The 15,005-nt window shown below is 41.6% G+C and carries 11 protein-coding genes; 9 read left to right on the top strand and 2 right to left on the bottom strand.

Annotated elements, in window-relative coordinates; all coding sequences use genetic code 11:
• Nucleotides 1-130: 130 nt before the first annotated feature.
• The 3 genes from glpD to ORQ98_RS08865 all read left to right on the top strand — a co-directional run bounded on the left by glpD (nucleotide 131) and on the right by ORQ98_RS08865 (nucleotide 3,703).
• Complete coding sequence (gene glpD / locus ORQ98_RS08875; RefSeq protein WP_274688445.1) at nucleotides 131-1,651, top strand: glycerol-3-phosphate dehydrogenase; 1,521 nt, start codon at nucleotides 131-133, stop codon at nucleotides 1,649-1,651.
• Between the two features lie 116 nt (nucleotides 1,652-1,767).
• Nucleotides 1,768-2,562, top strand: a complete 795-nt coding sequence (locus ORQ98_RS08870; RefSeq protein ID WP_274688444.1) for a substrate-binding periplasmic protein — start codon at nucleotides 1,768-1,770, stop codon at nucleotides 2,560-2,562.
• A 139-nt stretch (nucleotides 2,563-2,701) separates the two neighbouring features.
• The gene (locus ORQ98_RS08865; RefSeq protein ID WP_274688443.1) at nucleotides 2,702-3,703 is read left to right on the top strand and encodes a type II secretion system F family protein; all 1,002 of its coding nucleotides are present in this window, start codon (nucleotides 2,702-2,704) and stop codon (nucleotides 3,701-3,703) included.
• A 190-nt stretch (nucleotides 3,704-3,893) separates the two neighbouring features.
• Here ORQ98_RS08865 and metE read toward each other — a convergent pair whose 3' ends face one another.
• Nucleotides 3,894-6,197, bottom strand: coding sequence for a 5-methyltetrahydropteroyltriglutamate--homocysteine S-methyltransferase (gene metE, locus ORQ98_RS08860; protein ID WP_274688442.1), 2,304 nt, complete (start codon nucleotides 6,195-6,197; stop codon nucleotides 3,894-3,896).
• Nucleotides 6,198-6,335: 138 nt separating this feature from the next.
• Between metE and ORQ98_RS08855 the strand changes: the two genes are divergently transcribed.
• Nucleotides 6,336-7,304, top strand: coding sequence for a LysR family transcriptional regulator (locus ORQ98_RS08855; RefSeq protein WP_274688441.1), 969 nt, complete (start codon nucleotides 6,336-6,338; stop codon nucleotides 7,302-7,304).
• A 597-nt stretch (nucleotides 7,305-7,901) separates the two neighbouring features.
• The gene (locus ORQ98_RS08850; protein WP_274688440.1) at nucleotides 7,902-9,449 is read left to right on the top strand and encodes a hypothetical protein; all 1,548 of its coding nucleotides are present in this window, start codon (nucleotides 7,902-7,904) and stop codon (nucleotides 9,447-9,449) included.
• Nucleotides 9,450-9,526: 77 nt separating this feature from the next.
• On the opposite strand, the gene ORQ98_RS08845 is transcribed toward ORQ98_RS08850, so the two are convergent.
• Nucleotides 9,527-10,162 (bottom strand): GNAT family N-acetyltransferase, encoded by a 636-nt coding sequence (locus ORQ98_RS08845; RefSeq protein WP_274688439.1) that lies wholly within the window; start codon nucleotides 10,160-10,162, stop codon nucleotides 9,527-9,529.
• A gap of 207 nt (nucleotides 10,163-10,369) precedes the next feature.
• Here ORQ98_RS08845 and ORQ98_RS08840 point away from each other — a divergent pair, with 207 nt between their 5' ends.
• The 4 genes from ORQ98_RS08840 (at nucleotide 10,370) to ORQ98_RS08825 (ending at nucleotide 15,002) form a co-directional block, all read left to right on the top strand.
• The gene (locus ORQ98_RS08840; protein ID WP_274688438.1) at nucleotides 10,370-10,981 is read left to right on the top strand and encodes a carboxymuconolactone decarboxylase family protein; all 612 of its coding nucleotides are present in this window, start codon (nucleotides 10,370-10,372) and stop codon (nucleotides 10,979-10,981) included.
• Between the two features lie 62 nt (nucleotides 10,982-11,043).
• Nucleotides 11,044-12,540: a Dyp-type peroxidase gene (locus ORQ98_RS08835; protein ID WP_274688437.1), complete on the top strand. Its 1,497-nt coding sequence runs from the start codon at nucleotides 11,044-11,046 to the stop codon at nucleotides 12,538-12,540.
• Nucleotides 12,541-12,593: 53 nt separating this feature from the next.
• Nucleotides 12,594-14,375: a thiamine pyrophosphate-binding protein gene (locus tag ORQ98_RS08830; RefSeq protein WP_274688436.1), complete on the top strand. Its 1,782-nt coding sequence runs from the start codon at nucleotides 12,594-12,596 to the stop codon at nucleotides 14,373-14,375.
• Nucleotides 14,376-14,456: 81 nt separating this feature from the next.
• Nucleotides 14,457-15,002, top strand: a complete 546-nt coding sequence (locus ORQ98_RS08825; RefSeq protein WP_274688435.1) for a carboxymuconolactone decarboxylase family protein — start codon at nucleotides 14,457-14,459, stop codon at nucleotides 15,000-15,002.
• Nucleotides 15,003-15,005 lie beyond the last annotated feature (3 nt).

Here is a 15,005-nt window from a genome sequence, read left to right as displayed (position 1 = left end):
CACTTGGGAAAATGTTCTTTTTCGAAAATAATGTTCGAGACCTGACATTCAAGGCTAACTAGCAAGGCTCAAAAAAGTCATTTTTAGCACACACCTTTAGGCTTTAACCTCAAAAGGATACAAGTAATTTATGGATGCATCAGTCGGTATTACCCCAGCTACCCCTTTAGATCTGATTATTATTGGCGGTGGTATCAATGGTGCAGGCATTGCTGCTGATGCAGCGGGGCGTGGATTAAAAGTACTTATTTGCGAACAGCAGGATTTTGCATCAGCCACGTCATCAGCCAGCAGCAAACTGATTCACGGAGGTTTACGCTACTTGGAGCATTATGAATTTAGGTTAGTGAAAGAAGCATTACAAGAGCGAGAAGTGTTATTAAAAATAGCTCCCCATTTGGTTAAACCTATGCGCTTCGTGTTACCACATCAACCCCATCTACGCCCAGCATGGATGATTCGTACAGGTTTATTTTTATATGACCATTTAGGTAAGCGGGAATCATTAGAAGCCTCTCGTGGGGTCCGTTTTGCTGAAGACTCTGCATTAGACGAAAAAATTAAACAAGGCTTTGAGTATGCTGACTGCTGGGTAGATGATGCTAGGCTGGTCATTACCAATATTCAGTCAGCCTTTCAAGGTGGCGCCGATATTCGAAATCGAACATCTTTTGTTGAGGCATTTCGTGAGAATACCCACTGGAAGGTGGTGTTGCGAGACGAACAAACTCAACAACTTACAACCCATTATTGTAAAGGTATTGTGAATGCTGCCGGTCCCTGGGTTGCTAATATTCTACAACAGCATATTCACACCCAATCCCCCTATAAAATTCGTTTAATCAAAGGTAGTCATATTGTCGTACCTAAACTGCATGATGGTAACGAGGCTTATATTCTACAAAACAACGATCAACGGATTGTTTTTGTTATTCCCTATTTAAATGATTTTTCATTAATTGGTACTACTGATGTTGAATATCAAGGAGACCCCAGACGAGTAAAAATCTCAGCTACAGAAATTGACTATCTTATCAATATCACCAATAACCACTTTAAGCAGCATATTAGCGAAGCAGATATAGTTTACAGTTATGCAGGTGTACGCCCCCTTTGTGATGATGAGTCAAGTGACCCTTCCGCTATTACCCGTGATTATACCTTAACGATTGATCACCAAGAGGGACATTCTCCATTACTATCAGTATTTGGCGGAAAAATAACGACTTACCGTAAACTGGCGGAAGCCGCGATGGAAAAACTCACCCCTTACTTTGCCAATATGGAAAAACCCTGGACTCAACATACCCCACTTCCAGGTGGGGATTTAAGTGAAGGGGTAGCAGGTTTACAGCAGCGATTTGAACAAGAATTTCCTTGGCTAGAGCCTAAAATAATAGACCGCTATGTACACAGCTATGGTAGCTGTTGTTCTCAATTTCTTGAAGGAATCAAAGGCCCTGAAATGATGGGACCTTATTTTGGTGCTGGTTTATATGGGTGCGAAGTGGATTACTTGGTTAAACATGAATGGGTCAATCAGGCTGATGACATCCTATGGCGGCGAACAAAAGTCGGCTTACTGATAAACCGCAAACAGTATAATCATCTAACTTATTACTTAGAGAAAAAACATAATTTAGTTTCATAAAGCAGTAAACTTATAAATAGGAAAAACCTAATACAAACAACATATAAAATTCTATTGTCGCTTCTCGCCTACCCACACTAAAATAAAAAATATTGATTTTTTAGCGAAGGTTAGGCATGAAGCTCATTAATATTTTAACATTTGTAGCGTCTTTCTTACTTCCGTCACTATTCTTTCAGTCTATCGTTGCTGACACAAATAACCGCATGCTGAAATATGGCATCACCCCTGACTCTTACCCTCCTTATTTATTTAATAAACAAGACCAATTAGACAATTATGAAGGGATTATTACTGACACACTAAAGATAATTGCAAGCCAGCTTGGCTATGAAGTCAAAACGGTGCTGCTGCCTCAAAACCGTTTAAAAAGGCAGCTGTATAGTGGTAAAATTGATGTGCTCCCCTTCGCTATTGAATGGATAGATCAACGAGATAAAGTTGAGTACAGTGATACTATCATGCGGGTAAAAGACGTTGTCTGGTCTCTTAAATCAGCTCCAGTTAAATACAGCAAACCTGAAGACTTATTTGGAAAAAATGTGGTGACTCATATTGGTTATCACTATCCTACCTTACAGCCTTATTTTGACAGCCAACAAATTATAAAAAAAGAAACCAACACCAACCTCAATGTTTTAAAGCTCATTACAAAAAAACGAACGTCCACTGGCATTGTTGCTCAATTAACTGGTCAATGGTTAGCTCTACAAAATAACTGGACCGCAGACTTGTATTTTTCTGAGCAAGAGGTTAACGGTTTTGACTATCGTTTTCTATTTGGAAAAAAGTGGAAAAGTCTGATCCCCAAGTTCAATAAACAATTAAATAAGATAAAAACCAATGGTACTTTAACTACCATAATCAATAAGTATACCCAACAAAAGAAAGTAGCCAATTTTACTTTTTAACGAGGGAGTGGTTAAAAAGCACACCTCCCCAAGGCCGCCGAATTGATCGGCGGTTTTTTATTTTACTTTTAAATGGCTTTTCTTACCCCATACTTTAACAGTATAAACTATCAGAGATTAAGACAACATACGATTCACTATGCCTAAACCTGGATACCCCACTAAACACTCCCCACTATCTCACCAGCAGCGTGCCCATTTATTTATTCAGTTAAGTCGGTTAGAACAGTCGGGATTATCAATGGAGCACGCTATCAACCTACTCACCCAAGGTGATGACCAAATAGCTAAACGAGCAAAACTTGTTTTGAGGGATATAAAACGTGGTCAGCCGTTATCCACAGCAGGAAAACGTGCAGGACTCTTAACAGACCGGGATGCTTATCTAATATCAGTGGCAGAAGCTGGTGGCGTTCATACCGCAATATTTCGTCAATTAGCTGAAATATACCAAACCAGTGCTTCTCAACTTAAGCAAATCAAAAGCCGTTTAGTATTTCCTATCGTTATCTTAATTTGTGCTGTATTTATTCGACAGTTTCCAGCTTTATTTCAAGGCAATATAACACTGTTTGCCTATATCGCCGGTAATTTGTTCTTACTTGGTCAACTGGGAGCCATTGCTTACATTGGTTGGCGACTACCCTATTGGATTCGTCATGGCTTTTTAGGGGCACTGAAAGGCAGTTGGGATAAATTGACAATCCACTTCCCTTATTTTGGCAGCTGGTATGTACGCATACAAACCCGAGACTTTATCCAAGCACTAGGATTATTACTGCAAGCAGGGCTACCCATTATGGAAGCCGTACCTAAAGCCTATCGTTTTATAGAAAATCAGCTGCTACGCCAACAGTTTGAAGAAATTGAGCAATCACTACAAGCAGGCGATAATTTCACGCAAGCATTCTCAAGCTTAGAAAACACAGCACCCACCATTGCGCAATTAATCTCAACGGGGGAACACGCAGGAGACTTAAGTGGAATGCTGTTGCGTTGCGCCAAAATGGAAACTGAGCAAATTAACTTGTATACCAGCATGGTAACCGAGTGGGTACCTCGCCTGGTTTATGTATTAATTGCCGTATGGATGGCTTATAGCATTATCAAAGGTGGACCACCAATGACTACTGTGGCTTAGTGGTCCATGCTCAAAATAAGGTAACACCTTCTTCTCCATTTATTCTCTGGCTGTGTTGCCTTTTCTTGACTTAGGCCCACTATGCCGACAAAAAGGCGCCTTGCCAGAAAAATAAATGGCTTTGAAGTCTATTACCTAACGTTGCTCATGCACCACTAGTGCTCCATACGCAGATCTTTTATATTATTTTCTAAACAGCTTGATACTCCTCTCGTAACTCTTTAGCCACTGCCACCATATTAGCCAATGCTTGTTCTGTTTCGGCCCAATCACGGGTTTTTAAGCCACAATCTGGGTTAACCCATAACCGTTCCAGAGCAATTTTATTCGCCGCTTTTTTCAATAATTGTTTAATCCATGCAGGGCTTGGTACATTAGGCGAATGAATATCATAAACACCTGGGCCTATATCATTGGGGTATGCAAAATGTTCGAAGGCATCCAGCAACTCCATATCTGATCGGGATGTTTCAATGGTGATCACATCTGCATCTAACGCTGCTATTGCCTCAATAATGTCATTAAATTCGCTATAACACATGTGGGTATGTATTTGCGTGGTATTTTCTACTCCGCAAGAGGCAATTTTAAAGCAGCGCACCGCCCAGTCTAAATATTGTTGCCATTCTGCTTTTCTTAAAGGCAAGCCTTCTCGAATGGCTGGCTCATCAATTTGTATGACATGAGTGCCCGCCTTTTCTAAATCCTGTACTTCATCCCTTAATGCTAATGCTAATTGTAAACAGCTGACTTCACGGCTTACGTCTTCTCTGGGAAATGACCAGCAGAGCATTGTGACTGGACCTGTTAACATGCCTTTTAAGGGCTTTTCCGTTAAGCTTTGGGCATAGCGAATCCACTCAACCGTCATTGGCTGCTCTCGCTTTATATCCCCTAAAATAATCGGCGGTTTCACACAGCGTGAACCATAGCTTTGTACCCAACCATGCTGACTAAATAAAAAGCCTGATAATTGTTCACCAAAATATTCCACCATATCATTACGTTCAGCTTCGCCATGCACTAAAACATCCAAGTCCAACGCTTCCTGGCGACTAACGGCTTCCGCTATTTGCCGTTGCATTTCTGCCCGGTAATCCGCTTCAGTCGTTTTGCCTGCCTTAAATGCTTTTCTAGCGGCTCGAATAGCAGTGGTTTGCGGGAATGAACCAATTGTCGTAGTTGGTAATAATGGTAATTTTAATTGCTGACGCTGTAATTCAATTCGCTCATGGTACGGCAGTTGGCGTGTTGCCATAGTATCAGCAATGGCCTGAACTCTGGCTTGTACAGCTTGATCATGAATACGGCTAGAGTTGTGCTTTGCTTTAAAGGCTAAAGAAGATTTCTCAAATGCAATATTAATCTCTTTCGAGTCATCACCATTAAGTGCTCTAGCTAATACGGCAATTTCTTTATTTTTTTGTACAGCAAATGCCAACCACTGACGAACATCTTCGGCAAACCCTTGTTCCTGATCTACATCAACGGGTGAATGTAATAATGAACAACTTGGCCCTACCCATAAACGCTCTCCAAGCTTTTGTTTGACAGGTTTTAATCGATCTAACCAACCATTTAAATCCGTACGCCACACATTTCGACCATTAACAACCCCAACCGATAACACTTTATAGGCAGGCAATTGATCAACTACCGATGTCAGTTGCTCAGGCGCTCGCACTAAATCTATATGTAAACCTTCAGTAGGTAAATTAATAGTAGCAGCCAGGTTATCAGCTAATGCACCAAAATAAGTCGCCAGTAGTATATTAACCGAGCTGCTTTGCAGGCGATTATAGGCAGTCTCAAAACCCTGACGCCAACTGTTTGGTAAGTCCAGGGTTAAAATGGGCTCATCCAATTGCACCCATTCAACCCCTAATGCAGCTATTTTAGCGAGTAATTCGCCGTAGACACTAACAAGTTCATCAAGCAACGTCAGTTTATCAAAATCACTGCCTTTGGCTTTGCCTAACCATAAATAGCTTAAAGGGCCTAATAAAACGGGTTTTGGCTTTAACCCCAGCTGGCTAGCTTCTTCTATTTCTTCCAATAACTGGTTGCTGGAAATCTTAAATGACTGGTTTTCTGTAAATTCTGGTACTAAATAATGATAATTAGTATCAAACCACTTGGTCATTTCACAGGCAGCGACTTCACCTTGATCACTGGTATAGCCTCTAGCCATTTTAAAATAAAGGTCTAAATCAACTGTTGTGGAGGTTTGTTGGGTATCTGACAAAAATCGAGAGGGAATAACCCCCAGCGTACAAGATAAATTCAATACCTGATCGTACCAGGCAAAATCGCCAACCGGCACGTAATCCAACCCAGCCTCTGCCTGCCACTGCCAATGCTGCTGTCTTAATGCTTTGCCTTCCGCCAAAAGCTGCTCTTGGCTTACCCCCCCTCGCCAGAAGGCTTCAACCGCTTTTTTTAGCTCCCGTTGTTTACCAATCCGCGGAAAACCCAAACTATGTGCAATTGTCATTTTGATCTGTTCCCATGTTAGCCCTTCAACTCAATGGACCTTAGTATGGAAATCACTTACACTTGAATCAAACTCATTTTATTAATATTCAACTTGAAGAATATTAAACTTGATTCCTTATGATGATCCTTTAAAGCCATGCTTGAACTTCGCCACCTGAAAACGCTAGCCACCTTAAAAGAATCTGGCAGCTTGGTAGAAACCGCTGAACGGCTACATTTAACTCAGTCAGCCCTTTCTCACCAGATAAAAGACTTGGAAGAAAGAATTGGCTGCCAGTTATTTATTCGAAAAACCAAGCCTTTGCGCTTTACGACTGCCGGCAAAAGACTGCTTAATTTAGCGCAAGATGTCCTGCCATTGGTTCGCTCAGCTGAACGAGACTTAAGCCGTCTGGCAGGTGGAGAAGCAGGCAGATTGCATATGGCTATCGAATGCCATAGCTGCTATCAGTGGCTAATGCCAACTATTGATCAATTTAGAAACAACTGGCCTGAAGTCGAGATGGACTTGGCCAGCGGTTTTAATTTTGCCCCCCTACCCGCCCTAGCCCGAGGGGACTTAGACCTGGTGGTCACTGCTGACCCTCAGGAGATTACCGGAATCAGCTATATCCCCTTGTTTAAATATGAAAGCTTATTAGCAGTTGCCAACCAACACCTCTTAGCTACCAAGCCATTTATTGAGCCCGCCGACCTGGCCCAAGAAACCCTGATTATTTACCCAGTTGAGCATGACCGGCTGGATATTTTTAAACAATTTTTAGACCCGGCAGATATCGAGCCCGCGCATATTCGGACGGCAGAACTCACCTTAATGATGATTCAACTGGTTGCTAGTGGTAGAGGCGTATGCAACTTACCTAATTGGGCGCTAACAGAATACCTGGAAAAAGGTTATGTACAGGCTAAACCATTAGGGCCTGCTGGCGTTTGGGCCACTTTATATGCAGCGGTTCGAGATGATCAACTAAACACGCCTTTTATGAAAGACTTTTTATTAACGGCAAAAGATGTATCTTTTGAAGCATTGGCGGGGATTAAAATGGCAGACACAGCTAGCCCGAATATTTCATCAGATATTAGAGATCCTGGGCATTCTGGCTAAAGCCCCTTAACAGGCAAAAAAAAGCCTGCTAAATATTAGCAGGCCTTACACTCTATCTAGGAGATAAAATAACTTAACTTAACTTAACTTAAGAACACGTATGTTCTAACTACAACCTCACTTGCACCTGTTGCAGATGCCCTTCTATGTTGGCAAAAGCTTACTGTTAATTCTATATAACCTTTGTAACTAAAAGAAACCGTTTGTAATAAAGGGCACCTCTAATAATTGTTTTCTGCCCATGGCCTTTTGGTAAATTCATAATCAAACCATTGTGTTGAAGGCATGCTGGTAGCCTGTCGAAAAGCAACAACACCGAGTGCAGATTTATCAGAAAGTCCTGAAAGGCACCTGACAAGGTCTTGTATTGTGTTAGCTTGCCTAAAAAGGCAACCAGCCTTAGCTACTCTTACTTGATTACTTTATCAACAATTATTAGAAGTACCCAAAAGTTGAGCTACCACAGATCATAAGTTACCCAACCCCATCCTCAATTCTTGCCTCTTTACGACAACACCACCGTAAAAAACTTGACTATGAATATTACATCTAAACAATACTCACCATAAAAAAGACAACATAAGTTGTTTACCTACTTTGATGTGTATCATTCAATTACGTAATTACAAAATGATGATGAATAAAATTCTCACCTGCCTAACTGGCTTTCAGATTATGTTGGCGGCTTTATCTCAGGTCAGCTATGCCAACTCTCAATTACCAGCCGAGTTTATTGGAAAATGCAGTGCTCCCAACAGGATGCTAGCAACCGCTCCTCCTATTGATCACACCGACTTAACAGGTGATGATCCGTTTTACTACACCAGTAACCTAACCCCTAGGCCTGCTACCACTCACTCCAAAATACCTCACTTGCCGGTTTATTTTGGCTATATGAGCACTAATAATACCTACCGTTTTGTGAATATTGTCGAGCAAGTATTTACCATGATTGGTGAGGGTAAACACGGCTTGTGGCGTGTACAAGACAATGGCATGATTCGGGAGTATCGCAAAGCCGGTGCTAAAGGTATTCCTCAAAATGCTGATATTTTTGATAAAAAATTTTTAACTGCCCTCACCAATAGTTATAGCCATTATTTACCTGACGAAAGCTGGAGTGGTTATAAACTCCCACAAGATAAAGTGGATGAAAATGGCTATTTAAAATACATTGACCTGCCCATTCATCACCCCAAATATCAAGCCAAATACAGCAATCACCAACCTATTGATCTCCCCCACTGGTATTGCACCATGTCTGATTTCCAATTTCCATATGCCAAAAAAGCAATGGCGTTTGCCTTTGCTCAGCCTGCTGCTAATAAAATAGGCCCTTTAGGTAAACGGGCAGGTTTAGATATTAACGAAAACTATACCAATATTTTACGACTCAACCTGTTTGAAGACGCCAGAGCCTGGGTAAATACAGGCACTGCTAACGAAGTTGACTGGCAGGCAATCAATACCAATAAAACCAAAGCAGAGTTTTATCTGATAGAGCGTCCATTTTTTAATGAGAAATATCTGTTTTTAACCGCCGTATTTGATAATAACTCCAATCGAGATTTTTCATATATTCGACCTGAAGGCTCCTACTACGAACATTTAGTTGACCGTGGTGAACGTCGTTTAAAAACCCAGGTTACCCAACAGCCTCGCTTTTATTTAACAAACGCTCACCACACCCAAGCAGGTAATAAAAAAGTCGTAAAAGCAACCGGAACCCATTTATATGGTGTCCACCATCCTGACCGCGCAGCTTTTAATGGTGGTGGGGCATGCCCTATGAAAGGAGGCGACTGGGCAGAATATCCGAAAACCTCTGGTGGTGCTGGCTGGCCAACTAACTATGAAGAAATCACTCCTCTTTGTGATGCGGTATTAATTGACATTAAGCTCACAACCAACCTGGATGACGAAACCTGGAATGACCCCACCAAATATTTGGGTAATGATGCTGGGCACGGTAGTTTAACTGTCGACTATAAAATCAATCCGGAAGGCTTCTATGGTGAATTTGTTGATCCCTATAATGTCAATCGAGGGGTCACCAATTCAGAAGCCACTTCTATTGGGCCCATAGAAACCTTACATTATAAAACCGTACGAGAGCCTGTTCGTTATATCCCCATAAAACAATAAGCCATTATTTACAGCCTTTCAGTTAGCTCTCATCAAAAGGGCTAACTGACTCGCTTACCCAATTAAGGTGCCTCAACTCAAGCTTGATATTGAGCTAGTTTATGCTGCAAATGTTGTTTAACTGCTGGCCACTCACTGTTAATAATAGAAAATACAACAGTATCTCGATACACACCTTCTGCAGTCTGTTGATGGTTTCTCAACACCCCATCTTGCTTTGCACCCAACCTCTCGATAGCCCTACGTGAAGCCTGGTTGTGCCAGTGGGTTCTAAATTCCACTGCAATGACGTTTAATTGCTCAAAAGCATGGGTTAATAACAATAGCTTCGCTTCTGTATTAAGTGCAGTCCGTTGGCAGCGTTTTGCATACCAGGTGTAGCCTATTTCCAAACGGGGATTTTTATGGTCAATATTACAAAAGCGAGTAGTACCAACAACCGTATTTGATTGCCTATCACGCACTGCAAAAGGTAATGCTATATGCTGCTCTGCCATCGCTAATGCCGTTTGTACATAACTGGCAGTTTGATCCGGCGCAGGCACAGAAGTAAACCATAACGTCCACAAATCTCCATCTTTAGCTGCCTTCTGTAAACAGGGTACATGGTCCATTGTCAACGGTTCTAAAATAACCTGATCACCAGTAAGAGTGGCAGGCTCTATCCAACAACTGCCATTATTATTACTAAACCCATTTTTATTCGTATTCATTTACTACATCTCCTTCTTCCTGCCACATGGCAGATAAACCCAGCTATAGCCAGCGTATAGGGTATATACCTTAACTGAAGTTAAAGCATAGGAATAGTATTAAAGCTACAAAAATAAGACATTCAGTTGCTTTTCTATTACTAAGTTAAAAGTGTCGCTTTAAAAATTATTAGCTACTCTTGTGTGGTACATCCAAAGGATTGGGTTATGACTAGAATACCTTATATAGACGAACCGGCAGGATTATCAGACAAACAAAAAGCAGTTTACGACTATGTTTACCAAAGCCGTAAAAAAGTGGTGGGCGTTTTTTCATTTTTATTAAATAGTCCACCGTTGACAAAACCCATCGCTGATTTAGGTGCATATTTACGGTTTGACTCCATATTACCTGCTGACCTTAAAGAACTCGTTATATTAGTGACACTCAGTGAAAATTATTGCCAATTTGAATGGTCAGCCCATGAAGCACTGGCGTTAACTGCAGGTATTTCGCAAGACACCATAGATATTATTAAATATAAACGCCCATTCACTGACTTGGTACTAAAAGAACAAATTATTATTAACTATGGACATCAATTGATAAATAACAAGCGAGTGGATGACACTGTGTTTGCAAGTTTAAAACAACAATTTAGCAATACAGAAATCACTGAAATCACCACCCTAATTGGTTATTACTCAATGGTGGCTTGTTTATTAAATGCATTTGAGCTAGGCCCTCAACCTGGTAAACCGGCACTGCCAGAGCCTTCATTAAATCAACCAACAGCAAGCTCAATTAAACGTACAGCATCTGCAGAAGAATCAGCATAGCGCCAACCCACACAGAATAAAAATGATTCCGAAGAGTGGATTTAGCCAGAGGATGAGAACAAATGTCTGTTGACCTAAACCAAACCAACATTGATATTGACGACCCCAACTTCAAACAGATTTTTACCCATTTACAAGGGAATATATTAAAAAGCCATGGGAGAGATCACTCTCGCCATCTATTTATTAAATTTAAAGATAATACTACAACCAGTCGAAAATGGGTCAGAGAGTTTGCTGATAAAATAACGTCAACCTTAGAGCAAGAAAGCCAGTCCACAGACTTTAAAAAAAATGGTAACAATCATTTATTTATTAACCTCATGTTAAGCCGCTCAGGTTATCAGGCATTAGCCATAGATAAATCGCAATGGCCGACAGATAAAGCCTTTCTGGCAGGGATGAAAGACCTTAACCAACAATATGATACCACCCCCAGGCTCGACGACAAACGCCAACACCATCACCCTAAAGCGAACCCACTCAATGATGACTTATCTGACTGGGAAGCGCCTTTTAAATCGACCATAGATGGCTTGATCATTTTGGCTTATGGCAGGCAACCCAGTGTCGATTTTGCAATCGCTGATGCAGCCGCAGAACAGTATCTAGATAAACAAGTTGCCCAACTAACCTGTGAGCTGGAAGCAGTAGCAGAGGTTATTACTGTACAGCAAGGTCATGTTATGCGTAACGATAAAGGCCAAGTCATTGAGCATTTTGGCTTTGTTGATGGCGTAAGTAATCCCAAGTTTTTATTCTCTGACTTGCAAGAAGATTTTAAAAATGGTGGTTTTAACCATTATGACCCCAGCGCCTCGCTTCATACAGTAATGGTTAAAGATCCTGGTGGCAATGCTAGCAGTTATGGCAGCTATGTGGTTTACCGTAAATTACAACAAAATATTAAGGGCTTTTGGGACCGTTTAGCACTATTAGCTGGGACGATTAACGAAGTCAGTGGCAGTTCAGAACCGATTAACGCTGAATATGCAGGTGCGTTATGTGTTGGTCGGTTTAAAGATGGTACTCCTATTTCCGAACAGGCAACCAATGGTTGGACCAATCTATTCAATAACTTTAACTATGATGACGATATAAACGGCTTACGTTGTCCATTACATTCACATGCCCGAAAAACCAATCCGCGAAATGATACCCTAAGACAATTTAATGCCCCACCGACAATAGAGCGCAGTCGACGAATTGTTCGTCGAGGAATCAGTTATGGTTCAACTGACTTGTTGCCAGCACATGAATGGACGGATGCCGGTTTATTATTCCTTAGCCTACAATCTAATATCGAGCAACAATTTATTTTTATGCAAAATACCTGGTGTAATAACAATAATTTTCTTAAAAAAGATACAGGGCTTGATCCACTCGTAGGCGTACCCTCACCTAAAACAAAACCTGCCGCACAAACCTGGCCAAAACAATGGGGGAATAACGACCTGACGGGTAACCCTCCTATTACTTTTGAGTTTTCTGGTTTTGTCAAAAACCGTGGCGGTGAGTACTTTTTTATGCCGAGTATTAACTTTTTAAAACAACTGTAGCGCATTTCTATCGCCAAAATACCGATAAACAACATTATTTATAGGGGCTGACTATGACGACCGGAACAAAAACAACAACGTATTTATTGAATACCATCAAACAATACGGTGTTTCACATGTGTTTATGGTTCCAGGTGGTGTGGTTGATCCCTTTCTTGATGAATTTGGCGATCAACCAAATGAGATGAATGCGGTGGTGGCAGCCAGCGAAACAGGTGCCGCTTATATGGCTGATGGTTATGCACGCGCCAGCGGTAAATTTGGGGTTTGTATGGGAATTGGTGGTCCAGGTACCGCCAATATGATTGGCCCATTGGCTACCGCCTATACAGACCAATCCCCTGTGCTTGCCATTACAGGCGAAATACCCACGTTGTGGAATGGTAGAGGGGGGTTCCAAGATGCCAGTGCAGCAGGCTTAAATGATATTAATTTATTAAGACCGGTTACCGCATTTGCTCAACAAATTCCCAACTGTAAACTGGTACCTCATTACTTTCAGACTGCCATGAGAACCATGTTAGGGAGTAAATCCCAACCCGTCAGTTTAAGTATTCCCAAAGAAATACAAGCAGAGGCCGTTATTGATAAGCAAAATCTCGATGCATCCCTTAAAAATGTAATTAAACAACCCAATTTTATAGACTTAACCGGTGCCGACCAATTACTCACCGGTCTCATTCAACATGCTAAAGGCAATATTGCCATTCTTGCCGGCAGTGGTTGCACCCGTTCAGAAGCCAGTGAAGCGCTATATCAGTTTGCCAGCCATTATCAAATTCCCGTTGCAACCACATTAAAAGCCAAAGGTATTTTCCCCGAAGATGATCCTTTATCGCTTGGCGTCTTTGGCTATGCAGGTACCAACCATTCGACAAGAGCATTATTAAATCATGACCCAGCCGATGCAAATTGTCCTAATCAAGGCGTTGATAATATTACTTTACTTATAGTAATTGGTTCTAGCCTTAACCAGCGAGATACCATGCGCTGGGATAAACATTTAAGCCCCCAAGCCGGTATTTACCATGTTGATGCGGATAGTACCATTTTTTCCAAAAATTTTCCGATTAATTATGCCGTTAATGCGGATGCAAAAACCTTATTAACCTGGCTGTTGGAACCCAACCAAACCAAGCAGCTAAAGCCTTTAGAACAAGGCAACAAAAATCGACAACAATGGCTAGCTACTATCAAAGAGTATCCTCGTTATTATCAAGCGGAGGACATGCAAAATAATGCAACACCGCTACACCCTGCGCGAGTTATTGCTGAACTACAAAAAGCTGCACCTAGAAATACGGTGATTGTCGGTGATTCTGGCGCTCACCGTGCATTTGCAGGACATTATTGGAATAGTTGCCTGCCACGTAGCTACTTAACAGCCACCGCATTAGCACCAATGGGGTGGGCCATACCTGCTGGGGTCGGCGCTAAAATTGCCTGCCCAGAAAAACCCTGTGTGGTCATCACAGGTGATGGTTGTATGCTAATGAACGGTATCGAAATACAAACCGCAGCACACCATAAGATTCATTTAATTGTTTTAGTCATCAACAACAGTGCACTTGGTAATGTATTTTTGAGGGCCAAATCCCCTATCGCCAAAAAAATTACCACACTCAGCACCCATGACTGGGCTGCTTTCTCCCGCTCACTGGGTGGTGACGGTATCCGAGTAGAAAAACCCGACCAATTAGAGAAAGCATTTGAGCAGGCATTTAAAGCAACTGGTCCGTTTGTTATTGATGCCCGGTGTGACCCTCACTATGAAACGCCAATTAATCCCTGGCGACAAGAAATGATAGAACACACATCCTGGGTAGATGGATAGATATATCCTTCACATTGGGTATTACGTTCACCCTTTGCTGTAGTTACAAGGACTGATTATAAAAAATAAGGACTCATCATTATGGCGAAACTTCCCTTACCCACCAGAGATGAACTTGATGATCAGGGCAAGGCTGTTTATGACAAACTGGCAGGCCCCAGAACAAGCTTATCCGGCATGTATCGTACGCTACTTAATCACCCTGCATTAGCAGAGCATGTCGGTCAATTAGGCACTTATGTTCGTTATGAAAGTAACCTGGCAGGCGATATTCGTGAGTTAGGTATTTTAGCAACAGCCCGAGAGCTGGGCGCCCCTTTTGTTTGGGAAAAACATGTCCAACCAGCACTTAAAGCAGGCTTGCCGCAAAGTGTCATAGATCAGGTACTTGCTGGTGATATTGCCACTGCAGAAATGAAGCCTTTATATTTAACTACCTGGCAAGCTGCCCAACACATTGTTCATCAACGAAATATTCCGTCCAAGACCCAAAATATTTTAATCGAATTTTTAGGTTTGGATGGCTTACTTGATTTAACGATTGCCTGTGGTCTGTATCGAATGATTACCACTATTGTTTTTTCATTTGAAGTGCCCTTGCCCAAAGAAGGAGTCGCTCCTTTTTAAGCA

Origin of the sequence: Spartinivicinus poritis (assembly GCF_028858535.1) — a bacterium.
In the GTDB taxonomy this organism is placed as follows: Bacteria; Pseudomonadota; Gammaproteobacteria; order Pseudomonadales; family Zooshikellaceae; genus Spartinivicinus; species Spartinivicinus poritis.
Note: the sequence above shows the minus strand (reverse complement) of the source record. Positions and strands in the feature narration are given on the sequence as shown.